Origin of the sequence: Caballeronia sp. GACF4, assembly GCF_023631025.1 — a bacterium.
Classification (GTDB): Bacteria; Pseudomonadota; Gammaproteobacteria; order Burkholderiales; family Burkholderiaceae; genus Caballeronia.
In genome coordinates this window covers 334,521-361,384 of the sequence record NZ_JALQDW010000004.1, presented here as the reverse complement: position 1 = coordinate 361,384, position 26,864 = coordinate 334,521, and the positions used below count along the sequence as shown (strand labels likewise).

Here is a 26,864-nt window from a genome sequence, read left to right as displayed (position 1 = left end):
TATGCGCGTCAAACTGACAGCCAAACATCCGCGTCCGACATCGTCGACGCGGTCGCCGGTTCGCACCGGTAGTTCCACCGCCCGCAAGACCACGCGGCCTGAAACGCCGCACGAGCGGCCGTCGACACCACGCGGTGCGGGGGGCGATTCGCGCGCGGGATTCGATAAGCGTGGCGCGGGGGATCGGTCGGAACGTCGGCCCGGTTCTTCGGGCGGCGATGAGCGGCGCGCGTTTAAACCGCGTGGTGATGATTCGCGTCCGAGCTTTGATAAGCGTGGCGCGGGGGATCGGTCGGAGCGTCGGCCCGGTTCTTCGGGCGGCGACGAGCGACGCGCGTTTAAACCGCGTGGTGATGATTCGCGTCCGAGCTTCGATAAACGCGGCGCGGGCGATCGGTCGGAGCGTCGGCCGTTTGCGCGCGATGAGCGCACGCCCGGCAGCGATGAACGACGCCCTTTCAAACCTCGCGATGATTCGCGTCCGAGCTTTGATAAGCGTGGCGCGGGGGATCGGTTGGAGCGTCGGCCGTTTGCGCGCGATGAGCGCCCGACCGGTGGCGATGAACGACGTTCGTTTAAACCGCGAGATGATTCGCGTCCGAGCTTCGATAAGCGTGGCGCGGGCGATCGGTCGGAGCGCCGGCCGTTTGCGCGCGACGACCGCACGCCCGGCAGCGGTGAACGACGCCCTTTCAAACCGCGTGACGATTCACGCCCAAGCTTCGACAAGCGCGGCCCGAGCGATCGGTCGGAGCGTCGGCCGTTTGCCCGCGACGACCGCACGCCCGGCAGCGATGAACGACGCCCTTTCAAACCGCGCGATGATTCGCGTCCGAGCTTCGATAAACGCGGCGCGAGCGATCGCTCCGAACGCCGTCCGTTTGCGCGCGATGAGCGCCCAACCGGTGGCGATGAACGACGCCCTTTCAAGCCGCGCGACGATTCGCGTCCGAGCTTCGACAAGCGCGGCGCGAGCGATCGGTCGGAGCGTCGGCCGTTTGCCCGCGACGACCCCACGCCCGGTGGCGATGAACGACGCCCTTTCAAGCCGCGCGACGATTCGCGTCCGAGCTTCGATAAGCGCGGCCCGAGCGACCGTTCCGAACGCCGTCCGTTTACGCGCGACGACCGCACGCCCGGCACCGATGAACGACGCACGTTCAAACCGCGTGGCGACGATTCACGCCCAAGCTTCGACAAGCGCGGCGCGGGCGACCGTCGTCCCGCATCACGCGACGACCGCCCACTCCACGCCGAAGCCATCCCGGCATCCACCGAACCCGCCCACAAGCCCCGCGCTCACGACGACGGCCTCGTCCGCCTGTCGAAGGTGATGTCCGAACTCGGCCTCTGCTCGCGCCGCGAAGCGGACGAGTGGATCGAAAAAGGCTGGGTGCTCGTCGATGGCGAAGTCACCGATACGCTCGGCACGCGTATCCGCCCGGATCAGGAAATCGATGTCCTGCCCGCCGCGCGTTCCGCACAGTCGCTGCTCGTCACGATCTTGCTGCACAAGCCGGTCGGCTACGTATCGGGTCAGGCAGAAGACGGCTACGAGCCCGCCGTCACGCTCATCAATCCGGCCAATCACTGGCAAGACGACCGCAGCGGCATTCGTTTCGCACCGGGTCATCTGCGCACGCTCGCGCCGGCCGGCCGACTCGATATCGATTCGACCGGGCTGCTCGTACTTACGCAGGATGGCCGCATCGCGAAGCAATTGATCGGCAACCATTCCGAAGTCGACAAGGAGTACCTCGTGCGCGTGCGCTACGGCGAACACGAAGTCGATGTGGATCAGCACTTCCCGGAAGAACAACTCGCGCTGCTGCGTCACGGCCTGTCGCTCGACGACGTCCCGCTCAAGACCGCACAAGTCAGTTGGCAGAACGGCGAGCAGTTGCGCTTCGTGCTGCACGAAGGCAAAAAACGCCAGATTCGCCGGATGTGCGAACTGGTCGGACTGGAAGTCGTCGGTCTGAAACGCATCCGCATGGGCCGCGTCACGCTGGGCGCGCTGCCGCCGGGTCACTGGCGCTATCTCGGCGCCGACGAGAGCTTCTGATTGCGCGTTTTCGCTCCGGACGATCATCGTTCGGAGCGAACCACGAACGACCGTTCTCGCAATCCTCTCCGCTTCGCGGCTGCGTCGCAAAAAAGCGACGTCTCGACTTGCAACCCCTGATGGCGCCACATCGATCGCCAGTTTTATTTTTTTGCTGATTACCGCCTAAAGAAAATAAGTCATTATTCCGTTAGGCAAGTGTGACGCAGAGACTTTTTTACCGTCCTGCAGCGCACCAAGGATTCAGCATTTAACTGATCGAAGGAGAATCGCCATGTCAGTCGAGATCATTGTCCGAGAAACGAAAAGCGGCCTCGAAATCGTCAGCGGCCGTCGACGGCTCGACGCCTTGCTCGCCCTGCGAGATGAAGTGGTCGTCATGAGCCCCGGCATCGGCGAAATCGTGGTTGCGCGCCTGCCGGACGGACGTCTGCAAGCGTCCGCGAACCCTGAACATGTCGCGCTGTTCCGCCAGCCGGCCGTTAGCGGAACGCCCAAGTCCTTCGCCTGAACAAAAGCCGCTCGCAAGGAGCGGCTTTTTAGTGTGTGCAAATGCGGAACGCGCCCTCGCGCGTCCGCACGTTCTCAGTCGTCGCCAACCGGATCGAGCCCAGGAAACAGCACGTCCGTGAAGCCGAACTTCGAGAAGTCGGTAATACGCATTGGATAAAGCTTGCCGATCAGATGGTCGCACTCGTGCTGCACGACGCGTGCGTGAAAACCTTCCGCCAGCCGCTCGATGGCGTTGCCGTACTGATCGAAGCCCTGGTAGCGGATCATCGAAAAGCGCTGTACCGCGCCGCGCAGGCCGGGGACGGACAGGCAGCCTTCCCAGCCCTCCTCCATGTCGTGACCGTTCGGCGTGATGATCGGGTTGATGAGCACCGTCTCCGGCACCGACGGCGCGTCGGGATAGCGCGGATTCTGTCCGAAGCCGAAGATCACCACTTGCAGATCGACGCCGATCTGCGGAGCGGCGAGGCCCGCGCCATTGGCGTCGCGCATCGTATCGAACATGTCCTGCACCAGCGTGTGCAGTTCCGGCGTGTCGAAATGCTCGACCGGCTCGGCGATACGCAACAGCCGCGGATCGCCCATCTTCAGGATTTCTCGGATCATGGGGTGACTCCTTCCAAAAGCTTCTTCATGCCGTCTTCGTCGAGAACGGGAACCCCGAGTTCCTCCGCTTTCGCAAGCTTGCTGCCTGCTTCCGCGCCCGCCACCACGTAGTCGGTCTTTTTCGATACCGAACCGGCCACTTTCGCTCCGGCCGCCTCCAGCATCTCCTTTGCATCTTCGCGCGTGAGCGTGGGCAAGGTGCCCGTAAGCACCACGGTCTTGCCCGCCAGCACGCCCAGCGGCGCTTTCGGTGCGGGCGGACCTTCCGGCCACGACACCTTGACGCGCAATTGTTCGATGACGTGCTGGTTGTGCTCTTCGCTGAAGAAATTATGGATGGCTTCGGCGACGACCGGCCCGACATCGTTCACTTCCAGCAATTCCTCGACCGAAGCGGCGATGATTGGGTCGAGCGAGCCGAAATGCTTCGCGAGATCTTTTGCCGTCGACTCGCCCACGTGGCGGATGCCGAGCGCGTAAATGAAACGCGCGAGCGTCGTGTGGCGCGCCTTGTCGAGCGAATCGAGCAGGTTCTGCGCGGATTTGTCGGCGAACCGGTCGAGCGCGGCGAGCGTCGAGAAACCGAGGCTGAAGAGATCGGCGGGCGTGCGCACGAGATTCTCTTCGACCAGTTGATCGATGATCTTCTCGCCGAGGCCGTCGATATCGAGCGCCCGCCGCTGGGCGAAATGCCACAGCGCCTGCTTGCGCTGCGCCGGACAAAAAAGGCCGCCCGTGCAACGCGCAATGGCTTCGTCGGGCAGACGTTCGATCTTCGAGCCGCACACCGGACACTCGGTCGGCATGACGAACTCGCGCGCGTCGTCCGGACGGCGGTCGAGAATCGCGCCCACCACTTCGGGAATGACGTCGCCCGCACGGCGCACGGTCACCGTGTCGCCGATACGGATGTCCTTCCGGCGCACTTCGTCTTCGTTATGCAGCGTCGCATTCGTGACGGTCGCGCCGCCGACGAAGACCGGCGCCAGGCGCGCGACCGGCGTGATGGCGCCCGTACGACCCACCTGCACGTCGATGGCTAGCAGCTGCGTGAGCGCTTCCTGCGCCGGAAACTTGTGCGCGAGCGCAAAGCGCGGCGCGCGCGAAACGAAGCCGAGCTTGTCCTGTTCGTCGCGCCGGTTGACCTTGTAGACCACGCCGTCGATGTCGTACGGCAGCTGCTCGCGCTTTTCGCCCGTCTTGCGGAAAAAGTCGAGCAGACCCTCCGCGCCATCGACCACGCCGCGTTCCGCGTTCACCGGCAAGCCCATTTCCTTGTACCAGTCGAGCAGACCGGCGTGCGTATCCGGCATCTCCGCGCCTTCAAGCACGCCGATGCCATACGCGAAAAAGGATAGCGGCCGTTGCGCGGTCATCTTCGGATCGAGTTGACGCAAACTGCCCGCCGCGGCGTTACGCGGATTGGCGAACTCGCGCTGCTCGGCATCGCGCTGACGTGCGTTGAGCCGCTCGAAGTCGCGCTTGAACATCAGTGCTTCGCCGCGCACGTCGAGCCGCTTCGGCACGTCCTTGCCCTTGAGCGTGAGCGGAATGGAGCGGATGGTGCGCACGTTGGCCGTCACATCTTCGCCGGTCGCGCCGTCGCCGCGCGTGGACGCCTGCACGAAGCGGCCGTCCTCGTAACGCAGGGAAATGGCCAGGCCATCGAATTTCAGTTCGCACGCATATTGCACCGGCGCGTGCGCGAGCGCGTCCGACACACGCTTGTCGAACGCGGCGATGTCTTCGTCGGCGAAACCGTTGTTGAGCGAAAGCATTGGCACGTCGTGCACCACGGGCTCAAAACCTTCCGCCGCCTTGCCGCCCACGCGTTGCGTCGGCGAATCGGGCGTGACGAGATCGGGACGGTCCGTCTCGATTCCCTGCAATTCCTTGAAGAGCGTGTCGTATTCGGCGTCGGGCAGATCCGGCTGGTCGAGCACGTAGTAGGCGTAATTCGCGCGTTCGAGTTCCGAGCGCAACCACGCCGCGCGCTCGGCCGGACGATCGGCACTGGGGACGGCTGCGCCCGACTTTCTGGCAGCGGCGGATTCGGCTTTCGTTTTAGCGGACATGCGACAAATACTTGGGAAAGTGAATTAAGTCTGCCAACGACCGTTCGATTGTCTCAGAAGATCGGTAAATCGTGGCATCGGCCAAACGGCCAGGATGTGACGAAACGTGCGATGCCGCGCGCGCAAAAGAAAGCGCCCCGGTCGGGGGCGCAATTTCGAAGCCCGCTGCACGCTAAAAGACGAGCGCGCCGTGAGACCTCGCGCTTATTGGCTGAAGAGCCGCCGCGTGGCGGGCGAGCCTGCTGGCATGCCCGCCTGCTCAAGCTTGGCGTACAGCGTCATCAATTGCTTTTCGATGTTGAGCAACGCGGATTCCGGCAACGGCCGGCGCTGATCGTCCACGACCCGCGCGCCGATACGCTCGGACAGCGACTTGGCGTAATCGCACATGAGCCTGAACGGCAGGATGTCTTCGTCCGCCACCGGCACGTCGAGCACCAGCGTGATCATCTGGCCGCCCTTGTACGTGAGGTCGTCACGCAGGAAGTTGGTATCGCCGAAAAGGAGCATGAAAACCGGGTTCTGCTTCGCATCCAGTTTCACGAAACGCGTGCCGTCGCGCGAGAGCAAAAGCCCGTCTTGCGAGGCCACCGCCTGCACGTAGTTGGCCGACCACGGCGCGCCGTCGGACAGGATATTGATGGAGAGCTGCGCGTCGCACTGGGCGGCAAAGGCGTCCAGCTCGCGCGCCATGCCCACGGTTTCCATCATGTCCGGAAACTCGGGCGAACCATCGATGGCATCGGCCAGACGCTGCACGCCGGTCACGAATTCGGAAAACTCGAGTTCGTTGAGCGGGCCACTGCGGTTTGCCAGTTGCGCGGCGGCACGCAACTCTTCATAACGCGCGCCGTTGCGCAGCAATTCCCAGGTCGAATCGCCCTCGGGCTTGCCTTCTATCGTCACGGGCTTGGTGCCCGCGCGACGCAGACGCTGCGCCAGCGGCAACACGCGGTCTCCCGCAACGGGTCCACCAAGGCGAATCGGCACGACGCAATCGATGCGGCGATCGACCAGCGCCGGCGGCGCCGACGAAATGGTGTTCGTGGCGGGCAAGGTCGGCTCGTTGCGTCCGTCTTCGTCAATGCTCGCGAGTTCCGCTTCATCAGCGGCGGTGGCTTCAGCCTGCAGATCGACGGCGGTGTCAGCCGGAGCGATAGGCGCGGGCGCGACGGGCGCCGGCTCGGCCGCAAGGCTCACGCCGCCAAAACTCGGCTCGACGCGCGCTTCGCTCTCGCTCGAAACCGGCTCGCGACGCGGCTGGCGCACCGGTTCGATAAACGGTTGCTCGTCGTCCGTCTCCTGACGCGCGAGCGCGTCGGCTGCCTCGTCGGGCATCGGACGCGGCATCTTGCGGCGCACCTTGGCGCTCTGCCACGCGTTGTACACCACCACGCCGCCCACCACCACGGCTCCTGCTCCGATCAAACCGAGTGTCAACTCGTCCATGCACGCTCCATCGTTCTTTTGGGTTACGAAGCGCCGCGCGATCTGTCGCACGCATCGGACCGCGTTCCGGCATCACGCCTCGGGTCTTTTGCGCACCACTCCGCGCCTGCGCGCCTGGCCGGATCAGCGTCCGGCCTGCCACTCATTCAAATCCTGGTGCTGCGTCGCGCGCTTCAGCCGTTTTGGGCGAAGCCCGCCGCCGACTCCATGTCCACGGCGACGATGCGCGATACGCCCTGCTCCTGCATCGTCACGCCGATCAGTTGCTGCGCCATTTCCATCGCGATCTTGTTGTGCGAGATGAACAGGAACTGCGTCTTGACCGACATCGCGCGCACGAGATTCGCGAAGCGTTCCGTGTTGGCGTCGTCGAGCGGCGCGTCCACTTCGTCGAGCAGACAGAACGGCGCCGGGTTCAACTGGAACATCGCAAACACGAGCGCGGTCGCGGTAAGCGCTTTCTCGCCGCCTGACAGCAAGTGAATGGTCGAATTCTTCTTGCCGGGCGGCTGCGCCATCACCTGTACGCCAGCGTCCAGGATTTCGTCGCCCGTCATGATGAGCTTGGCCTGGCCACCGCCGAACAGCCGGGGGAACAGTTCGCCGAAGTGTCGGTTCACTTCGTCGAACGTACCTTGCAACAGCGCGCGCGTTTCCTGGTCGATTCGCTGGATTGCATCTTCCAGCGTACCGATGGCGTCGTTCAGATCCGCCGATTGCGCGTCGAGGAACTGCTTGCGCTCGGTGGCCGCGACGAGTTCTTCGAGCGCCGCCATGTTGACCGGCCCAAGCGCTGTGATCGCGTTGTTCAGACGCGTGACTTCGCCTTGCAGATACGAAGGCTTCATGTCCGGCGTGAGCTTCGCCTGCAGTTCGGCTTCGTCGACGCCCGCTGCTTGCAACTGTTCCACGAACTGTTCGCCACTGATGCGCGCGGCCTGCTCCTTCAACTGCAATTCGTTGATGCGGTCGCGCAGCGGCTGCAGCGAGCGTTCGGCGAGTAGCCGCTGTTCGTCGGAGGCACGCAGACGCGCCGTCAGATCGTCCAGTTCGACGCGCGCGGCGTGCAGCGCTTCCTCGCGTGCCGCGCGGACTTCGAGCGCGTCCTGCAAGCCCGTCTGCGCCGTCTGTTCGTTGATGGTTTCGAGTTCGGCGCGCGCATCTTCGAGCGATGCCGCCACGCGTTCGCTTTGGTCGTGCGCCGTGTCGATATTGCGCTTGTATTCCTCGATCTTCGCGGCAAGGCCGCGCGCGGCGAAACCCGCGTCGCTCGCGGCGCGTTCCAGTTCGCGCAGTTCCTGACGGGCGGCCGTTAGCGTTTCGTCGAGCGCTTCGAACGCCATCTGGTTGTCTTCGAAGCGCGCCTGCAATTGCGCGAGCTCCGTATCGTGATGTTCGAACGCCGCCTCGGATTCGGCCCGCAGCGCGCGTTGTTCCTCGATCTGCGCGACGATTTCCTCGAGTTCCTCGCCAATCTGCGTGCTGCGCTGCGTGTAGCGCTCATGCGCCTGCGCGAGCTTCAGCACATCGAGTTGCAGCGCGTGGACGCGTTGCGTCGCGCGTTCGGCGGCGGCGCGGGCATCGGCAAGAGTTTGCGAGCCTTGGGTATGCGCGGCTTCTGCGCGTACCGCGTTGGCCTTTGCTTCGTCGGCGAGCAATGCCTGCGCGCGCACTTGCCGCGTGAGATTTTCGATATCCTGCGAACGCGCGAGCATGCCCGACTGCTCGGAATCGGCGGCGTACAGCTGCACGCCGACACGCGTCACCACATGCCCTGCCTTCACGATGAACGCGCCGCCTTCCGGCAATTGCGTGCGCGCCGCGAGCGCCTGGCCGATGTCGTCGGCGATGAAGGTCGTGGCGAGCCACTCGTTCAGCACCGCGCGCAAGCCCGGGTCGTCGATGCGCACGAGCGACAGCAACGGCCGCAAGCCTTGCGGCGTGTCGAGCGGCTTGCCGGCGACGGGCGGCGAATAGAAGGCGAGCTTGGCGGGCGGCGCGTCGGCGGCGAAAGCCTTGATCCAGTCCAGATTCGATACTTCGAGCGCCGCCAGACGCTCACGCAGCACCGATTCGAGCGCCGCTTCCCAGCCCGCTTCGACATGCAGCTTCTTCCAGAGGCGCGGCAGCGCGCCGAGCTCGTGCTTGTCGAGCCACGGCTGGATCTTGCCTTCGGTCTGAACGCTTTCCTGAAGCTGCCGCAAGGCACCAAGCCGCGCTTCGAGCTGGTGGTTCTGCGCGCTTTCGGCCTGTACACGCTCCTGCGCCGCGCGGCGCTCGGCATCCAGACGCGGCACGGTTTCCTGCGCATCGGCGAGACGCGCCTGCGCTTCGCTCTGTACTTCCTCATGCTCGGCGAGCTGCATGCGCAGTTCTTCGAGTTGTGCTTCGTCGGGTGCGTCGAGTCCTTTCGATTCGGTCCTGAGCCGCTCCTCGCGCTGCTGCAACTGCTGAAGCTGCTGATCCGCATTGCGCTGATGCGCCGCTTCGAGCTTCAACGCCTGCTCCGCGCGCGCGATGCCTGCGCGTTCTTCGTTCAGATGCGTCTGCGCGTCGCGCCAGCGGGCTTCGAGCGCCGGCAGTTCGTCATGCTTTGCGGCAGCGTTTTCCCGCGCGATGACTGCTTTCTCTTCGCCTTCCGCGAGCGCTTCCGATGCCGTCTCGATTTCGTCGCGCGCCTTTTGCGCCTGCATTTGCCATTGCTCGCGCTGCGCGTTGAGCGCGGCGATCTGAGCCTGCACGCGATTGCGCGATTCGACGATGAAGCGAATCTCCGCTTCCAGCCGGCTCACTTCGCCGTTGGCTTCATAGAGCGCGCCTTGCGCGCCTTGCATGGCGTCGCTCGCGCTGTAGTGCGCGACACGCAGCGTCTCGAGTTGCGCTTCCACTTCGCGCAGACGCGCGGTCTGCGCTTCGAGTTCGATCTGCGCGTCGCGGATAGCGCGTTGCTGCCGCTCGGCCTCGTTGCCCGCTTCGTTCTTGCGCAAAAGCCACAACAGGCGCTGCTTTTCCTCGCCTTCGGCCTGCAGATCCTTGTACTTCGTCGCGACGACCGCCTGCGCTTCGAGCTTCTCGAGATTCGCGCCGAGCTCGCGGACGATGTCTTCCACGCGCGTCAGATTCTCGCGTGTATCGTGCAGACGATTCTCCGTCTCGCGGCGGCGCTCCTTGTACTTCGACACGCCCGCGGCTTCTTCCAGAAACACGCGCAGTTCTTCAGGCTTGGCCTCGATGATGCGCGCGATCATGCCCTGGCCGATGATCGCGTAAGCACGCGGACCTAAGCCCGTGCCGAGGAAGATGTCCTGGATGTCGCGGCGTCGCGCGGGCAGGTTGTTGATGTAGTAGCTGGAGGTGCCGTCGCGCGTGAGCACGCGCTTGACCGCGATCTCGCCGTAAGCGCTCCATTGCCCGGCGGCGCGGCCGTCGCCGTTATCGAAGATCAGTTCGACGCTTGCCCGGCTGCCCGGCTTGCGCGCCGTGGAGCCGTTGAAGATGACGTCCTGCATCGATTCGCCGCGCAGTTCGGACGCGCGCGATTCGCCGAGCACCCAGCGCACGGCATCGATGATGTTTGACTTGCCGCAGCCATTCGGACCGACCACGCCGACTAACTGGCCGGGGACCTGGAAATGCGTGGGATCGACGAAGGACTTGAAGCCAGCGAGTTTGATCGAGGTCAGACGCACGGCGATTTCGCTGTTTGAGATGAATACGGAGGTAAATAGCAGACAGGCCGCACAGCGGCCCGTCGATCATGCTCGCCTTGAAGGCAGTCGAGGCCCGGGCATGAGCTTAAAGCCCTACCCGGCGAGCGGTCACCATCATACCATCGCCCGTCTCGATTTCTTTTTGCCTGCGCCTTCATCGCGCGATGTATTTTCAGCGGCTTCTTTTCGCTGCCGATGCACCCATGCCGACAGCACGCAAGCCGCCACGATGCACGCGCCGCCGGCCCACTCGCGCGGGCCCGGCACTTCATGCGCGAAGAGCCACGACGACAGCGCGGTGACGACGAGTTCGAACAGCATGATGATCGACGCGCGATTGGCGGGCACGCGCGCCAGGCCGATCTGCACGATCATGTTGTTCACCGCGAGCACGACGCCGAGGCCCAGCACGATCGACGCGACCGTGCCCAATTGCGCGGCTGAAGGCGGCGCGGGCATCGGCTCGAACACGGTGACGAGCGAAGCGACGATAGCCGCGCCGCCGAAGATCACCGCCGTGCGCATCTCCGGCTTCATTGCCGGAAGCGTGCGCGTGATGCGCACCACCAGCACGTTGCTGATGGAAAAGCCCATGCCGCCCACGAGCCCCGCCCATTCCGCGAGATTGGCGGGCAACGGCAGGCCGAGTTCGGGCGACCACAGCATGGTGACCGCGCCCGCGAGCGACAGCAAGGACAGCGCGGCATCCACGCGAGTCAGGCGTTCCTTCAGGATGAAGTGCGCGAAGATCGCGGTCCAGGCGGGCGTGAGATAGAACAGCAGCAGCACGCGCATCACCTGACCGTGAATAGCGCCCCAGACGAAGCCGATGCTCGTCACGCCCGCCGCGAGTCCAAGCGCGACGAGCAGCCAATGCCACGAAAGGCTCTTGATCGAGCGATGCCGGAACAGCAGCACGAAGAGACAGGCGACCGCGCTCGTGCTTGCGCTGGCGGCGGTGCCGGAAAGGCCCATGGCGGCGAGCATGCGCATGGGATACCACACGAGGCCCCAGACCGATGCGCCGATCATGATGGCGAGCGTCGGGCCGGCGTCGTGGAAGCGGCTGCTCATCGTGTTACTCCGGCCGGCTGCGCGATTGCGCGCATCTCATCGTGATCAACCGGCTGTACCAGTGCGCCTTTCATGAGGCTCATTATTCGTTTGTCCTTTGCTGCAACGCGTCCGGCATAAGGCCGCGCGCTATAATCTCGTGCTCTTGCGTGTGCATTTCGCGTGTTCGTCGTGTCGCGACGAAGCTCTTCTTCAAGCCCGCTGCACGCATGCGTCGGATGCCGTTCGCTCATACATACGTACAGACGCATAACCGCATAACCGCAAAACCGGTCACGCCGTGAATCCACTACTCCAGAAACTTCAGTCGTATCCGTTCGAAAAGCTGCGTCTGCTTTTTCAGGGCATCGAGCCGCGCGCCGGATTCACGCCGATCAGCTTCGGTATTGGCGAGCCGAAGCATCCCACGCCCGCGCTGATACGCGACGCCGTCATCGATTCGCTCGACGGCATGGCGAGCTATCCGGCAACGCTCGGCAGCGCGCCCTTGCGCGAAGCCATCGCCAAGTGGGTGATGACGCGCTACGGTCTGCCTTCGATCAATCCCGCCACCGAGGTGCTGCCCGTTTCCGGTTCGCGCGAAGCCTTGTTCGCGCTGGCGCAAACCGTTGTCGACAGCCGCGGCGCGAGTCACGCGGCGGCGTCGGGCGAGCCGCCCATCGTACTCTGTCCGAACCCGTTCTATCAAATCTACGAAGGCGCGGCGCTGCTCGCGGGCGCCGAGCCTTACTTCGTCAATAGCGACCCGTCGCGCAACTTCGCGTGCGATTACTCGACGGTGCCCGAAGCAATTTGGGCGCGCACGCAACTGCTCTACGTGTGTTCGCCGGGCAATCCGACAGGCGCCGTGCTCACGCTCGACAACTGGCGCGAACTCTTCGCGCTGTCGGACAAGCACGGCTTCGTGATTGCCTCCGACGAGTGCTATTCGGAAATCTATTTCGACGAAGCCAATCCGCCGCTCGGCGGCCTCGAAGCCGCGCACAAGCTGAATCGCGGTTTCGAGCGTCTCGTCATGCTGTCGAGCTTGTCGAAGCGCTCGAACGTGCCCGGCATGCGCTCGGGCTTCGTCGCTGGCGACGCCGCTATCCTCAAAAGTTTCCTGCTGTATCGCACCTATCATGGCGCGGCGCTTTCGACGGTGTTTCAGAAAGCGAGCGTGGTCGCGTGGCAGGATGAAACGCACGTTCGCGACAATCGCGCGAAGTATCTGCGGAAGTTCGAAACCGTCACGCCCATGCTCGCCGAGGTGCTCGACGTGCGTCTGCCCGACGCCGCGTTCTATTTGTGGGCCAACGTCGCCAAGACCGGTCTCACGGATACCGAGTTCGCCGCGCGTCTGTACGCCGACTATAATGTGACGGTCCTGCCGGGGTCCTTTCTCGCCCGCACGGCGCACGGCACAAATCCGGGCGAAGGCTTCGTGCGCATCGCGCTCGTCGCCGGCGTCGAGGAATGTGTCGAAGGCGCCCGCCGCATCGTCGAATTCTGCCGCACGCTGTCGCCGGTCACGGCACCCGCCTCGCCGTGACGGGCGCGGCCAGTCCATCTCTCCATCATCCTCGATACCAACTATGTCGCAACAACTTCAGAGCATCATCGATCAAGCCTGGGAAAACCGCCCTGAACTGTCGCCCAAGGCCGCGCCCGCGGAAGTCCGCGAAGCCGTTGCCCATGCCATCGAACAACTGGACAAGGGCGCGTTGCGTGTCGCCGAAAAGCGCGACGGCGACTGGGTCGTGAATCAATGGCTGAAGAAGGCGGTGCTGCTGTCGTTCCGTCTGGAAGACAACGCGCCGATGCCCGCCGGCGGCTACTCGCAGTTCTACGACAAAGTGCCCTCGAAGTTCGCGAACTACACGCCCGAAGACTTCGCGGCAGGCGGTTTCCGCGTGGTGCCGCCGGCCATCGCGCGGCGCGGCTCGTTCATCGCGAAGAACGTGGTGCTGATGCCCTCGTACACCAACATTGGCGCTTATGTCGATGAAGGCACCATGGTCGATACCTGGGCCACCGTCGGTTCGTGCGCGCAGATCGGCAAGAACGTGCATCTGTCGGGCGGCGTGGGCATTGGTGGCGTGCTGGAGCCGTTACAGGCGAATCCGGTCATCATCGAGGACAACTGCTTCATCGGCGCGCGCTCGGAAGTGGTGGAAGGCGTGATCGTCGAGGAAAATTCGGTCATTTCCATGGGCGTGTATCTCGGCCAGAGCACTAAGATCTATGACCGCGAAACCGGTCAGGTGAGCTACGGCCGCATTCCGGCGGGCTCGGTGGTGGTTGCGGGCAACCTGCCTTCGAAGGACGGTTCGCATAGCCTGTATTGCGCGGTCATCGTCAAGAAGGTCGACGCCAAGACGCGCGCCAAGGTTGGCCTGAACGAACTGCTGCGAGGCGACTGATCGTGGCGAAGACAACGGTCGTGTACGGCATTCCCAATTGCGACACGGTGAAGAAAGCACGCGTGTGGCTGGAGGAACATGGCGTGCCGTTCGAGTTTCACGACTTCAAGAAAGCCGGCGTGTCGAACGCGCTGGTGCAGGACTGGCTGAAGGACGTGCCGCTCGACCAGCTCATCAACAAGCGCGGCACGACCTGGCGCGGGCTGTCGGACGTGCACAAGGCCGAAGCGGATACCACCTCGGGCGCCATTGCGCTCATGATCCACAAGCCGTCGATCATCAAGCGGCCGGTCGTCGTCGTGAACGGGCGCGTGAAGACGCTCGGCTTTTCGGCCGAGCAGTACGAGACGATCTTCGCATGATCGCGTGCGGTGACTTCGCTCTTCCGAGTCACTGACGCGCCACGAGTGCCGGCCTCCTGCGCCGGCATTTTTTATCGCATCAACGTCAAGACACCATGTCCGGCACCTTATCCCTCACCGAAGCATTGATCGAACGCGCGTCCGTCACGCCCGACGACCAGCATTGTCAGGCGCTGATGATCGAACGCCTCGCCGCGATCGGCTTTCACTGCGAAACCATCGCCTCGGGCGGCGTCACGAACCTGTGGGCGGTCAAGCGCGGCACGGACGGATCGCAAGGCAAGCTGCTTGCCTTCGCCGGCCACACCGATGTCGTGCCCACCGGCCCGCTCGAACAATGGACCTCTCCGCCGTTCGCCCCGGCGCAGCGCGACGGCAAGCTCTACGGGCGCGGCGCGGCGGACATGAAGGCCTCGCTTGCGGCGTTCGTCGTATCGAGCGAAGAGTTCGTCGCGAACCATCCGCTGCATCGCGGCTCGCTCGCCTTTCTCATCACGAGCGACGAAGAAGGCCCCGCCACCGACGGCACCGTGAAGGTCGTCGAAGCCTTGAAGGCGCGCGGCGAGCGACTCGATTACTGCATCGTCGGCGAGCCGACTTCGAACGCCACGCTCGGCGACATGGTCAAGAACGGCCGGCGCGGCTCGATGACAGGCAAGCTCGTCGTCAAGGGCGTGCAAGGGCATATCGCGTATCCGCATCTCGCGAAAAATCCGGTGCATGCGCTCGCACCGGCGCTTGCCGAACTCGTGGCGGAGCGCTGGGACGACGGCAACGAATATTTTCCGCCGACCACGTGGCAAGTCTCGAACCTGCATTCCGGCACGGGCGCGACCAACATCATTCCCGGCCACGCGGACCTGATGTTCAACTTCCGCTTCTCGACCGCGAGCACGGTCGAAGGTCTGCAAAGCCGCGTGCAAGCCATTCTCGACAAGCACGGCCTCGATTACGACCTGACCTGGACGGTGAGCGGCCTGCCCTTCTTGACACCGCGCGGCGAACTCTCCGAGGCGCTCGAAAAAGCGATCCGCGACGAAACCGGCGTGGCGACGGAACTGTCGACCACGGGCGGCACGTCGGACGGGCGCTTCATCGCGCGCATCTGCAAACAGGTGATCGAATTCGGTCCGCCGAACGGCACCATCCATAAGATCGACGAACATGTCGAAGTGCGATTCATCGAGCCGCTGAAGAACATCTACCGCCGCGTGCTCGAACAACTCGTCGCTTAAAGCCTCTACCCGTCACACAAGGAGCCATTCGATGGCGCTGCCCTTCACCACCCTGCGCGACTTGCTGCGCTTTGGCGTTACGCGCTTCACAGAGGCCGGACTCTCGTTCGGCCACGGTTCGACCAACGCCTATGACGAAGCCGCGTATCTGATTCTGCATACGCTGCATCTGCCGCTCGACACGCTCGACCCGTTTCTCGACGCGCGCCTGCTCGACACCGAAATCGACGCCGTCATGAAAGTGATCGAGCGCCGCGCGAAGGAACGCGTGCCCGCCGCCTACATCACGCAGGAAGCGTGGATGCACGGACACCGTTTCTACGTCGATGAGCGCGTGATCGTGCCGCGTTCGTTCATCGGCGAATTGCTGCAGGACGGCTTGCAGCCTTACGTGGCCGACCCCGACCAGGTCACGCGCGTGCTCGAACTCTGCACGGGTTCGGGCTGCCTCGCCGTGCTCGCGGCGCAGGCGTTCGAAAACGCCGATATCGATGCCGTCGACATCTCCGCCGATGCGCTCGCGGTCGCGCGCCGCAACGTCGACGACTACGAACTCGACGAACGCATCTCGCTTTACGAAGGCGACCTGTACGCGCCGCTGCCGCAAGACGCGCGCTACGAAGTGATCATCACGAACCCGCCATACGTCAACGCCACCGCCATGCAGTCGCTGCCCGAGGAATATCGCCACGAGCCGGCACTCGCGCTCGCGGGCGGCGCGGACGGCATGGACGTGGTGCGGCGTATCGTGCACGAGGCGAGCAAGTGGCTGACCGAAGACGGCGTGCTCGTCGTCGAGATCGGCAACGAACGCGCCAATGTCGAAGCGGCGCTCGGCGGTCTCGATCTGATCTGGCTCTCGACCAGCGCCGGCGACGACAACGTGTTCCTGATCCAGGCCGCCGACCTGCCGGCCTGAGCCTTCAGCGGCGTTGTTTCAACGCAAGCGCGGTCCTTTTCGGGCCGCGACTTGCGCCCAAGGTTCGGTAATATGACGCATCCTCGCGGCAGCGCATTTGCTGTCGCGCCGTGCAGGCTGCACGCGTCGTCATCGGACCAACGGCATTCCATGCAAGCAGCAGACTGGCTACACCTCGGCACGCTCGTGATAGCCGCGCATGTGCTCGGCGTGATCGCGGCGATTCACGCCATCATCAATACGCGCACCTCGCAGGGCGCGGTGGCGTGGGCGGTGTCGCTCGTGGCCATGCCTTACTTCACGCTCATTCCTTATCTGTTTCTCGGCCGCAGCAAGTTCGCGGGTTATATCGACGCGCGTCGGCTCGAAATCGAGATTCTGCGCAGCCGCTCGAAACCCGCCGAATGGGACTCGACGGATCGCAGCGACGCGCCTCAGCCGCTCCCGATTCATCGCGACGAAGCCGGCGCGCTGCTCGACGCGTCAGGCGTGCGCGGCGAGATCGCGCCGGGACCGGCGAGCTATCTCGGCAATCCGACCATTCGCACTTTGCAGCGCCTCTCGGGCATGCCGTTCCTGCGCGGCAACTCGGTGCGCGTGCTCGTCAACGGCGACGCCACGTTCTCCGCGATTCTCTCCGCCATCGAAGCGGCCGAGCACTATGTCGTCGTGCAGTTCTTCATCGTGCGCGCCGATGCGCTCGGCGAGTTGCTCAAGGAAATGCTCATCGCGCGGGCGAAAGCGGGCGTGCGCGTCTATTTTCTCTACGACAGCATCGGCAGCTTCGACTTGCCGCATCGCTACGTGAATGCGCTGCGTGCGAGCGGCGTACAGGCGCATCCGTTCGCGGCCAAGCGCAAGTTCGTGCACCGCTTCCAGATCAACTTCCGCAATCACCGGAAGATCGTGGTGGTCGACGGCAAGCGCGCGTTCGTCGGCGGACACAACGTGGGCGTCGAGTATCTCGGCGGCAATCCACGCCTCACACCCTGGCGCGATACCCACGTCGAGGTGCGCGGCCCCGCCGTGGCGAGCATCCAGTTCGTTTTCACGGAAGATTGGTACTGGGCCACGCAACGCCTGCCCGAGCTCGGCCCCGCGCCGCATTCGGACGAAAACATGCACTGCATGGTGTTGTCGAGCGGCCCGGCCGACAAACAGGAGACCTGTTCGCTCTTCTTCGTCGAGGCGATCAACGCGGCGCGCCAACGTGTCTGGATCACCTCGCCCTATCTGATTCCCGACGAAGCCGTGTTCTCCGCGCTGCGCCTTGCCGTGATGCGTGGCGTCGATGTACGCATCCTGATTCCGAGCCGGCGCGATCATCGCGTGGTGTTCGCGGCATCGAAGCTGTATGCCTACGATCTGTTGCAGGCGGGCGTGCGCATCTTCCGCTACAAGCCGGGTTTTCTGCATCAAAAGGTCGTGCTCGTCGACGATGTCGGCGCGGCCATAGGCAGCGCCAATCTCGACAACCGCTCCTTTCGCCTCAACTTCGAGGTCATGGTGCTGACCGTCGACAACGCTTTCGCGCGTGAAGTCGAAAGCATGCTGCTCGCCGACTTCGCGCTCTCGTATGAGATCGACCGCGAGGACTATCGCGGCGCGGCGTCCTGGCGACGCATGGCCATGCATGTCGCGCGCCTCTTCTCGCCTATCCTCTAAGGCGCTACAGCAGTTTTTCGATGTCCTCGGCAATCGACTCCGGTTTCGTCAGCGACGCGTAGCGCTTCAGGATGTCGCCGTTGCGGTTCACGAGAAACTTCGTGAAGTTCCACTTGATGACCTCGGTGCCGAGCACGCCCGGTTCCTTCGATGTCAGATATTTGAAGAGCGGATGCGCATGCGGCCCCTTGACGTCGATCTTCGCGAACATCGGGAACGTGACGCCGTAGTTCTTTTCGCAGAAGCTGCCGATCTGCGTGGCATCGCCCGGTTCCTGCGCGCCGAACTGGTTGCAGGGAAAACCGAGCACTTCGAAACCGCGCGCCGCGAAGCGCTCATAGACTTCCTGCAAACCCTTGTATTGCGGCGTGAAGCCGCATTCGCTCGCGGTGTTCACGATCAAAAGCACCTTGCCGCGATACTGGTCGATGTTCACCGTCTCGCCGCCCAGCGTCTCGGCCTTGAACGCGTAAATGTCGTCGCTTGCTGCAGTCATGAGTTGCTCCCGCTGGAAAGATTCGAAGAAAGGCGATGCTACTACCGCGCGCCACTTACCGCCATTGGCCGAACGGACGACCCCCGGCGCTTCGTGGCCGCAGTCTAAAATAGCGTTTTCCCTCATGTCGCGCCGCCATTTCCCGTGATTCGCTTCAACCAGTTCAGCCTCTCCCGCGGCACCAAGCCGCTTTTCGAAGAGACCAGTTTCACGCTCAATCCGGGCGAGAAAGCCGGTCTCGTCGGCGCGAACGGCGCGGGCAAATCCACGCTCTTCTCCGTGTTGCGCGGCGAGTTGCACGCGGACGGCGGCGATTTCGCGCTGCCGCCTTCGTGGCGCATTGCGCATGTCGCACAGGAAATGCCCGCCGTGGACCGCACGGCGCTCGACTACACGCTCGACGGCGACACGCGACTGCGGGCTATCGAGGCACGCATCGCGGCGGCTTCGGCGGCGCATGACGGCGCGGCCGAAGCCGAAGCCCACGCCGCTTTCGCCGATGCCGACGGCTACACCGCGCCCGCGCGCGCTGAAACGCTGTTGCTCGGCCTGGGCTTCACGCTCGCGCAGACACGCGAACCGGTGACGAGCTTCTCGGGCGGTTGGCGCATGCGCCTGAATCTGGCGCAGGCGCTGATGTGTCCGTCCGACCTCTTGCTGCTCGACGAACCCACGAATCACCTGGACCTCGATGCAATCATCTGGCTCGAAGACTGGCTCGGCCGTTATCCCGGCACGCTCGTCGTGATTTCGCACGACCGCGAATTTCTCGACGCGGTCTGCAATGTCACGCTGCATCTTGAGAATCGTCAGATCAAGCGCTACGGCGGCAACTACAGCCAGTTCGAAGTGCTGCGCGCGCAGCAGGTCGCCTTGCAGCAGAACGCCTACGAAAAGCAGCAGAGAACGGTGGCGCATCTGCAGAGTTTCATCGACCGCTTCAAGGCCAAGGCGACCAAGGCCAAGCAGGCGCAAAGCCGTGTCAAGGCGCTGGAGAAGATGGAGCTGATCGCGCCCGCGCATGCGAGCTCGCCGTTCACGTTCGAGTTCCGCGCGCCCGACGCCGCGCCCAATCCGATGATGGTCATGGAAGACGTGCGCTGCGGTTATCGGACCGAGGGCATCGAGATTCCGATTGTCGAAGGCGTGACGCTGTCGATTCAAAACGGTCAGCGCATCGGCTTGCTCGGCGCGAACGGGCAGGGTAAATCGACGCTCATCAAGACGCTCGCCGGCACGCTTGCCGCGCTGTCCGGCAGCGTGCGGCAAGGCAAGGGCTTGCAGATTGGCTACTTCGCGCAGCATCAGCTCGAAACGCTGCGTCCCGACGACTCCGCCCTTCAGCATCTCGCGCGGCTTGCGCCCGACACGCGCGAGCAGGAACTGCGCGACTTTCTCGGCAGCTTCAACTTTTCGGGCGAAATGGCGACCGCGAAGATCGCACCGTTTTCCGGTGGCGAAAAGGCGCGGCTCGCGCTGGCGCTTATCATTTGGCAGAAGCCGAATCTGCTGCTGCTGGACGAGCCGACCAATCACCTCGACCTCGAAACCCGCCACGCGCTCACCATGGCGCTCGCGCAGTTCGAAGGCACGCTGATCCTCGTGTCGCACGACCGGCACTTGCTGCGCGCGACGACCGACACCTTCATGCTGGTGGCGAAGCATCGTCTGAGTCCGTTCGACGGCGATCTCGACGATTATCGCGACTGGCTGCTGCAACACGCCGCCGAAACGCGCGCGGCGGCAAAGGACGCGAATGGCGCGTCGTCCACGAACGCAGACACGCAGGACAGCGCGCAGAACCGCAAGGAACAGCGCCGTCTGGAGGCGCAGGAGCGGCAGAAGCTCGCGCATCTGAAGAAGCCGCTGCAGTCGCGCATTGCGAAGATAGAAAAGGAAATGGATGCGCTGAACGCGGAGAAAGCCACGCTCGATGCGTTCGTGGCCGATCCCGCGAGTTACGAGGCCGCGATGAAAACGAAGCTAACCGACACCATTCGCCGGCAAGGCGAAGTCGGCGCGCGGCTGGAGGCGCTCGAAATGGAGTGGCTGGAAGCGCATGAAGAGCTTGAGCAGATCGGGTGATGACTTTGCGGCGCGTTGATCGAGCGGCCGGACTCACGTAGCTTCGCGTGCCTGGCGCGCCGCAAGCCTTCGAACGCCACCGTGCTTCGTAGGAAGCGCGAACCCTTCACTGATCGACACGCAACACGTTCGCCCACGCCGCCGCCACGAATTTCACCTTCGCGGCAAGGTCTGCCTTGGTTGCCGTTCGTCGTCGACGAGCACGTGCTTGCGCCCCGTCACATGGCGGCGGATAGTCGCGACGACTTCGTCCTCGGTGGCATCGGCCGCGACGACACGACGCGAAATCTGCCCTTCACCGTCGATCCATTCGACGATCCGGCATCCGCCACCGAAAGGCTGCTGCAGCGGCGCGGAGACACGGCACCCGCGCAGATGAAACGCGGGCTTGGGCCGCGTTGATTTGATGTGGTTCAAAGCGTGGTCCTCTCGATCCTTGCAATCACTTCGCCTGTGTCGAGACAGCAGACGAAGCCGGCCGGTTCCGTAGCCCTGTAAGGATAAGAAGATCGCGCGCGAATCAGGTTACATATCGACGCGACATTTTTACGCCGCATTACGAAGCTCTGACCAAGCGCGCCAGGAGCTCACTCCAGGTCGCGCACGCGGTCGATCGCTTCCTCGATCCGATCCACCGCGATCACGTTCAGCCCGTCGATAGGCTGCTTCGGCGCGTTGGCCTTCGGAATCAGCGCGGCCGAAAAGCCCAGCTTGGCCGCTTCCTTGAGCCGGTCTTGTCCGCGCGGCGAAGGCCGGATCTCGCCGGCGAGTCCCACTTCGCCGAACGTGATGAGGCCCTTCGGCAGCGGCTTGTTGCGCATCGACGAATGGATGGCGAGCAGCACGGCGAGATCGGCCGCGGGTTCGGTGATCTTCACGCCGCCGACGGCGTTCAGGAACACGTCCTGATCGAAACACGCGATGCCCGCATGCCGATGCAGCACCGCGAGCAAGAGCGCGAGCCGGTTCTGTTCGAGCCCGACCGCGAGGCGTCGCGGATTGGGCACGTGCGCGGTGTCGACGAGCGCCTGTACCTCGACGAGCAAGGGCCGCGAGCCTTCCTGCGTCACCAGGACGCACGACCCCGGCACGCTCTGCTCGTGCTGCGACAAAAAGAGCGCCGAGGGATTCGCCACGCCGCGCAAGCCGCGCTCGGTCATGGCGAACACGCCGAGTTCGTTGACCGCGCCGAAGCGGTTCTTGAAGGCGCGCACGAGCCTGAACGACGAGTGCGTATCGCCTTCGAAGTACAGCACCGTATCGACGATATGTTCCAGCACGCGCGGCCCCGCGAGGCTGCCTTCCTTGGTCACGTGGCCGACCATGATGATCGCGGTGCCGGTCTGCTTGGCGATGCGCGTCAACTGCGCCGCGCACTCGCGAACCTGCGCGACCGAGCCGGGCGCGGAGGTGAGCGCTTCGGAATAGATGGTCTGAATCGAATCGATGACCGCGACTTCCGGCCGTTGCTCGTCGATGGTCGCCTGGATTTTTTCGAGCTGGATTTCCGCGAGCAAGCCGAGGTCGCCGACGGCGCTGTCCCGCGCGCCCGTCAGGCCGAGCCGCGCCGCGCGCAACGCGATCTGCGCGCCGGATTCTTCGCCGCTCACGTAGAGCGCGCGCCGCTCGCGGGCGATTTCCGCAAGCGATTGCAAGAGCAACGTCGATTTGCCGATGCCCGGATCGCCGCCGATCAACACCACGCCGCCGGGCACGAGACCGCCTCCGAGCACCCGGTCGAATTCGCCGACGCCCGTGGTGAAACGCGGCACGTCGGAGGCCTCGATGTCGGCGAGCCGCTGCACCGGCGAACTCTTCGCGAGCGCCTGGAAGCGATGCGCCGAAGCGCCCTGCTCCACCGACTCCACGAGCGTATTCCACGCCCCGCACGCGGCACACTGGCCGGTCCATTTCGGCGCTTGTCCGCCGCATTCGCTACAGATATAGAGCGTCTTTGCTTTCGCTGCTTTTGCCACGCGCTGCCTTGCTATAAGTCCGGTTGAAGTTCGATGCCTGGATTATTCCGCGCGCACCGGCACGCGTTGCGCGATCGCGCACATCAACTCATAGCCGATGGTGCCGCACGAAGAGGCGACATCGTCGATAGGCAGATTCGGGCCCCACAGCTCGACGCGCGAGCCGATGCCCGCATGCGGAACCGGCGTGAGATCGACCGTGAGCATGTCCATGGACACGCGGCCGACGAGTTTCGTCCTCACGCCATCGACGATAACGGGCGTGCCTTCCGGCGCCACGCGCGGATATCCGTCCGCATAACCGCACGCCACCACGCCGATGCGAATGGCCTGTCCCGCCGTGTAAGTGGAACCGTAACCGATGCTGCTGCCCGCCTCGACCGTCTGCACGGCGATCAGCTCCGACGAAAGCGTCATGGCCGGACGCAGCCCGAGATTCGCGACATCGGCCGTCACGCCCGACGGCGACGCGCCATACAAAATGATGCCGGGCCGCACCCAGTCGAAGTGCGCGGCCGGATGCCACAGGACCGCCGCCGAGTTCGACAGGCTGCGCGCCCCCGCAATGCCTTCCGCGCCGCGTTCGAACGCCGCCAGCTGATGCGCCACGCCGCGTTCGCTGTCGGCATCGGAAAAATGGGTCATGAGCGTGATCTGCCCGATGCCCTGCACCGCCCGCGCCCGCTCCCACGCGGCGCGGAACCGCTCGGGCACGTAGCCGAGCCGGTTCATGCCGCTATTCATCTTCAACTGGATATTGATAGGCTTGGACAGCCGCGCCATTTCCAGCATGCGCAATTGCTCGTCGCAATGCACGGCCGTGGTCAGGCTGTAGCGGTCGATCACGTCGATATCGGTCGGCCGGAAGAAGCCTTCGAGCAGAAGAATCGGCCCGGCCCAACCCAATTCACGCAACTTTACGGCTTCTTCGAGGTCCAGAAGCCCGAAGCCGTCCGTTGCCCGAAGTCCGGGGAACGCTCGCGCAAGTCCGTGGCCATAAGCATTGGCCTTGACGACAGCCCAGATTTTGGATTTCGGCGCGTGCTTTCGTGCGACGGAGAGATTGTTGGCGAGTGCGGCGGTGTGAATGGTGGCAGAAAGGGGGCGCGGCATGAGCGTGTGTGGAATTGCGGTTCGGGCAGTCGGAAGGGCGAGCATACGCCAGCGTGGCATTGCGTGCTGCGGGTCTCAAAGACGCCTTGCGAATCAGTATCTTAAGAACAAACTCGCGGACGATCGTCTGTTTTTCGAGCGTCATCGAGATTACTGCTAGTCAGAATGCGCCTATTTTCGTGTTATAAAGCCGTGCGCACAACCCATTTCGAAAGGCATAAGCCCGATCGCAAGACAAGCGGCATGTCCGGCGGGCGGGGCGGATCACCCGCAGTGAGGAAAGCTTCGGATCAGATGAAAAAAGGTTTTTACACCATCATGGCCGCGCAGTTTTTCTCATCGCTGGCTGACAACGCTCTCCTGATTGCTGCCATTGCACTGCTGAAAGACCTTCACGCCCCGAACTGGATGACGCCGCTCCTGAAGCTGTTCTTCGTGCTCTCCTACGTGGTACTCGCGGCTTTCGTCGGCGCTTTCGCGGACTCGCGGCCCAAGGGCCGGGTGATGTTCGTCACCAATTCCATCAAGGTCGTCGGCTGCATCACCATGCTGGTGGGCGCACATCCGCTACTGGCCTACGGCATCGTGGGCTTCGGCGCGGCGGCCTACTCGCCCGCGAAGTACGGAATTCTCACCGAACTGCTGCCCGCCGACCGGCTCGTTGCCGCCAATGGCTGGATAGAAGGCACCACGGTCGGGTCGATCATCCTGGGCACGGTCATGGGCGGCGCGCTCATCAGTCCGCATATTGCCGGGCATCTGCTCAGTCTGCACATTCCGAAAGTCAATACGCCCGCCGAAGCCGCCATGCTCGTGATCGTGCTGATGTATGTGATCGCCGCGATCTTCAACCTGCGCATTCCCGACACCGGCGCGCGTTATCCGAAGCAGGAAACGCGGCCGATCAAGCTCATCACCGATTTCGCCGGTTGCTTCGTGACGCTCTGGCACGACAAGCTCGGACAAATCTCGCTCGCGGTCACCACGCTCTTCTGGGGCGCGGGCGCGACCTTGCAGTTCATCGTACTGAAATGGGCCGAAGTGTCGCTCGGCATGACGCTCTCGCAGGCCGCCATCTTGCAGGCGGTGATCGCGGTGGGCGTCGCGGTCGGCGCGGTGCTCGCGGCGGCGCGCGTGCCGCTCAAGCGCTCGCTGTCGGTGTTGCCGGTGGGCATCATGATGGGCATCGCCGTCATGCTGATGGCGTTCTACACGCGCCACCTCTTTCCCGCGCACTGGGGCATCTACTTCGGCAAGATGCACTTTCCGGGGTATCTGCTCGTCGCCTATTTGTTCCTGATGATCGTCGGCGGCTTGTCGGGCTTCTTCGTCGTGCCGATGAACGCGCTGCTCCAGCATCGCGGGCACGTGCTCTTGTCGGCGGGCCATTCGATCGCCGTGCAGAACTTCAACGAGAATCTCTCCGTGCTCGTCATGCTGTGCCTCTACGCCGTGCTGGTGTGGCTCGACGTGCCGATCCAGTTCGTGATCGTGCTGTTCGGCACCTTCGTGTGCCTGATGATGTACTTCGTCATGCGGCGGCATCAGGCGAATCAGCGCGCGTTCGATTCCGTCGCGCTGATCGGCGAAGCGCGGCATTGAAGGCGCGCGGCACGCTTTGCTCGTAGCATCGGCTAATCTTCTTCCATCATGCTTTCCGCCGATCTCTATTCCTTCGTCACGCGCGTGCGCGGTCATGCGCCGCTCGTGCATTGCCTGACGAATCTCGTCGTCACCAACTTCACGGCCAACGTGCTGCTTGCCATCGGCGCCGCGCCGGCCATGGTCGTCGCGCGCGAGGAAGTCGGTGAATTCGCGCCGATCGCGGGCGCGCTCTCCGTCAATCTCGGCACGCTCGATGTCCCGCAGTCCCGCGCGATTCGTGCCGCCGTCGATGCCGCCAACGGCGCCGGCAAGCCGTGGGTGCTAGACCCGGTCGCGGTCGGCCCGCTCACGTTCCGCACGGAATTCGCGCTCGAACTGCTCGATCTCACGCCAGCGGTCATACGCGGCAACGCATCCGAGATCATCAGTCTCTCGGGCGGCGCTGCAAGCGGACGCGGCGTGGACAGCACCGCCGCCACCGACGCCGCGCTCGACGCCGCCCAGATCCTCGCGCTCAGGACACAGGCAGTCGTCGCGGTGACGGGCGCCACCGACTACATCACCGATGGCCGGCAGGTCGTCGCGCTGTCGAACGGCTCGCCGCTGATGACGCGCGTAACCGGCGTGGGCTGCGCGCTCTCGGCGACGGTCGCGGCGTTCATCGCCACCGCGACATCGCGCGATGAACACTTCGCGGCGACGGTCGCGGCCATCGCCCATACGACGATTGCGGGCGAACTCGCCGCGCGCGATGCCGCCCTGCCCGGCAGTTTCGCGGTCGCGTATCTCGACCGGCTGGCCTCACTCGACGAGAACGCGTTCGGGCAGACGCTCGTCACGCGTGACGTCGCGCTTTCCTGATCGCTCGGCAAATGCGGCCTTCCTTCGATCTTTCGCTTTATCTCGTGCTCGATCCCGTGCAGTGCGGCGGACACGCTGCGGCGCTTGCCGTGGCGCGCGCGGCGCTCGAAGGCGGCGCGACCATCTTGCAATTACGCGCGCCCGAGTGGCACAAGCGCGCGTGGTACGAGCTCGCGCGCGATCTGCTGCCGCTCACGCGTGCGCATGGCGTGCCGCTCATCATCAACGATCAGGTGGATGTCGCGCTTGCAGTCGGGGCCGATGGCGTGCATGTCGGGCAGCGCGATCTGCCGGCCGACGCCGTGCGGCGCTTGCTGGGCGCGGATGCGATCATCGGTTTGTCGGTGGCCGATCGCGCCGAACTCGACGCGGCGAACGCGCTACGAGGAACCGTCGATTACCTCGGCGCGGGACCGGTGTACGCCACGCCGACGAAGACCGATGCATCGGCGCCATGCGGTATCGATGGCCTGGCTGCGCTCGTCGCCGATGCGTGTTTGCCCACGGTGGCGATCGGCGGCATTCAGACGCACAGTGCCGCGGATGTCATGCGCGCGAAACCCGCGGGTCTTGCCGTCGTCTCCGCAATCTGCAAGGCGGCCGATCCCCGCGACGCGTCGCGCGTCTTGCGCGAGATCATCGAACGCGCCTGA

Annotated in this window: 21 protein-coding genes; 12 read left to right on the top strand and 9 right to left on the bottom strand. The window is 64.1% G+C overall.

Annotation, left to right across the window (positions count from 1 at the left end; all coding sequences use genetic code 11):
• Position 1 precedes the first annotated feature (1 nt).
• Both NCR40_RS05540 and NCR40_RS05535 read left to right on the top strand, forming a co-directional pair.
• On the top strand, positions 2–2,065 hold the full coding sequence (locus tag NCR40_RS05540; RefSeq protein ID WP_250508926.1) for a pseudouridine synthase: 2,064 nt from the start codon (positions 2–4) through the stop codon (positions 2,063–2,065).
• Between the two features lie 274 nt (positions 2,066–2,339).
• Positions 2,340–2,576, top strand: coding sequence for a hypothetical protein (locus NCR40_RS05535; RefSeq protein WP_244827756.1), 237 nt, complete (start codon positions 2,340–2,342; stop codon positions 2,574–2,576).
• Positions 2,577–2,650: 74 nt separating this feature from the next.
• Here NCR40_RS05535 and def read toward each other — a convergent pair whose 3' ends face one another.
• From def to NCR40_RS05510, 5 genes are all read right to left on the bottom strand, one after another.
• The gene (gene def, locus NCR40_RS05530) at positions 2,651–3,184 is read right to left on the bottom strand and encodes a peptide deformylase (RefSeq protein WP_244827755.1); all 534 of its coding nucleotides are present in this window, start codon (positions 3,182–3,184) and stop codon (positions 2,651–2,653) included.
• A complete protein-coding gene (gene ligA, locus NCR40_RS05525) occupies positions 3,181–5,259 on the bottom strand; it encodes an NAD-dependent DNA ligase LigA (protein ID WP_250508925.1) in 2,079 nt (692 codons plus the stop codon). The genes def and ligA overlap by 4 nt, the downstream gene beginning before the upstream one ends.
• 204 nt (positions 5,260–5,463) lie before the next feature.
• Entirely contained in the window at positions 5,464–6,708 is a 1,245-nt protein-coding gene (locus NCR40_RS05520; protein WP_244827753.1) for a cell division protein ZipA C-terminal FtsZ-binding domain-containing protein, read from the bottom strand.
• Between the two features lie 173 nt (positions 6,709–6,881).
• Positions 6,882–10,397, bottom strand: coding sequence for a chromosome segregation protein SMC (smc, locus tag NCR40_RS05515; RefSeq protein WP_250508924.1), 3,516 nt, complete (start codon positions 10,395–10,397; stop codon positions 6,882–6,884).
• A gap of 135 nt (positions 10,398–10,532) precedes the next feature.
• Positions 10,533–11,492 (bottom strand): DMT family transporter, encoded by a 960-nt coding sequence (locus NCR40_RS05510; RefSeq protein WP_250508923.1) that lies wholly within the window; start codon positions 11,490–11,492, stop codon positions 10,533–10,535.
• 280 nt (positions 11,493–11,772) lie between these two features.
• On the opposite strand from NCR40_RS05510, the gene dapC reads away from it, so the two are divergent.
• The 6 genes from dapC to cls all read left to right on the top strand — a co-directional run bounded on the left by dapC (position 11,773) and on the right by cls (position 18,075).
• A complete protein-coding gene (gene dapC, locus NCR40_RS05505; RefSeq protein WP_244827750.1) occupies positions 11,773–13,023 on the top strand; it encodes a succinyldiaminopimelate transaminase in 1,251 nt (416 codons plus the stop codon).
• A gap of 43 nt (positions 13,024–13,066) precedes the next feature.
• A complete protein-coding gene (gene dapD, locus NCR40_RS05500; protein WP_250508922.1) occupies positions 13,067–13,894 on the top strand; it encodes a 2,3,4,5-tetrahydropyridine-2,6-dicarboxylate N-succinyltransferase in 828 nt (275 codons plus the stop codon).
• A 2-nt stretch (positions 13,895–13,896) separates the two neighbouring features.
• Positions 13,897–14,256, top strand: a complete 360-nt coding sequence (locus NCR40_RS05495; RefSeq protein WP_370652105.1) for an ArsC family reductase — start codon at positions 13,897–13,899, stop codon at positions 14,254–14,256.
• Between the two features lie 95 nt (positions 14,257–14,351).
• Complete coding sequence (gene dapE, locus NCR40_RS05490; protein WP_250508921.1) at positions 14,352–15,491, top strand: succinyl-diaminopimelate desuccinylase; 1,140 nt, start codon at positions 14,352–14,354, stop codon at positions 15,489–15,491.
• Between the two features lie 31 nt (positions 15,492–15,522).
• Positions 15,523–16,410 (top strand): 50S ribosomal protein L3 N(5)-glutamine methyltransferase, encoded by an 888-nt coding sequence (prmB, locus tag NCR40_RS05485; protein WP_244827747.1) that lies wholly within the window; start codon positions 15,523–15,525, stop codon positions 16,408–16,410.
• A gap of 150 nt (positions 16,411–16,560) precedes the next feature.
• A complete protein-coding gene (gene cls, locus NCR40_RS05480) occupies positions 16,561–18,075 on the top strand; it encodes a cardiolipin synthase (RefSeq protein ID WP_250492264.1) in 1,515 nt (504 codons plus the stop codon).
• Between the two features lie 4 nt (positions 18,076–18,079).
• Here the strand turns inward: cls and NCR40_RS05475 are convergent, their stop codons facing one another.
• On the bottom strand, positions 18,080–18,571 hold the full coding sequence (locus tag NCR40_RS05475) for a glutathione peroxidase (RefSeq protein WP_250508920.1): 492 nt from the start codon (positions 18,569–18,571) through the stop codon (positions 18,080–18,082).
• A gap of 144 nt (positions 18,572–18,715) precedes the next feature.
• Here NCR40_RS05475 and NCR40_RS05470 point away from each other — a divergent pair, with 144 nt between their 5' ends.
• Complete coding sequence (locus NCR40_RS05470; protein ID WP_250508919.1) at positions 18,716–20,656, top strand: ATP-binding cassette domain-containing protein; 1,941 nt, start codon at positions 18,716–18,718, stop codon at positions 20,654–20,656.
• Between the two features lie 153 nt (positions 20,657–20,809).
• Here NCR40_RS05470 and NCR40_RS05465 read toward each other — a convergent pair whose 3' ends face one another.
• From NCR40_RS05465 to alr, 3 genes are all read right to left on the bottom strand, one after another.
• Positions 20,810–21,073 (bottom strand): DUF2866 domain-containing protein, encoded by a 264-nt coding sequence (locus NCR40_RS05465; protein ID WP_244827743.1) that lies wholly within the window; start codon positions 21,071–21,073, stop codon positions 20,810–20,812.
• Positions 21,074–21,243: 170 nt separating this feature from the next.
• Entirely contained in the window at positions 21,244–22,632 is a 1,389-nt protein-coding gene (gene radA, locus NCR40_RS05460) for a DNA repair protein RadA (protein WP_244827742.1), read from the bottom strand.
• A 42-nt stretch (positions 22,633–22,674) separates the two neighbouring features.
• Positions 22,675–23,745 carry an alanine racemase gene (gene alr / locus NCR40_RS05455; RefSeq protein ID WP_244827741.1) on the bottom strand — a complete coding sequence of 357 codons (1,071 nt, stop codon included), beginning with the start codon at positions 23,743–23,745 and terminating at the stop codon, positions 22,675–22,677.
• Positions 23,746–24,039: 294 nt separating this feature from the next.
• On the opposite strand from alr, the gene lplT reads away from it, so the two are divergent.
• From lplT to thiE, 3 genes are read left to right on the top strand one after another with little or no spacing between them, the layout of a single operon-like run.
• Positions 24,040–25,347 carry a lysophospholipid transporter LplT gene (gene lplT / locus NCR40_RS05450; RefSeq protein WP_244827740.1) on the top strand — a complete coding sequence of 436 codons (1,308 nt, stop codon included), beginning with the start codon at positions 24,040–24,042 and terminating at the stop codon, positions 25,345–25,347.
• Between the two features lie 48 nt (positions 25,348–25,395).
• Positions 25,396–26,211, top strand: a complete 816-nt coding sequence (gene thiM, locus NCR40_RS05445) for a hydroxyethylthiazole kinase (RefSeq protein ID WP_250508918.1) — start codon at positions 25,396–25,398, stop codon at positions 26,209–26,211.
• 11 nt (positions 26,212–26,222) lie between these two features.
• Positions 26,223–26,864, top strand: a complete 642-nt coding sequence (gene thiE / locus NCR40_RS05440) for a thiamine phosphate synthase (protein WP_250508917.1) — start codon at positions 26,223–26,225, stop codon at positions 26,862–26,864.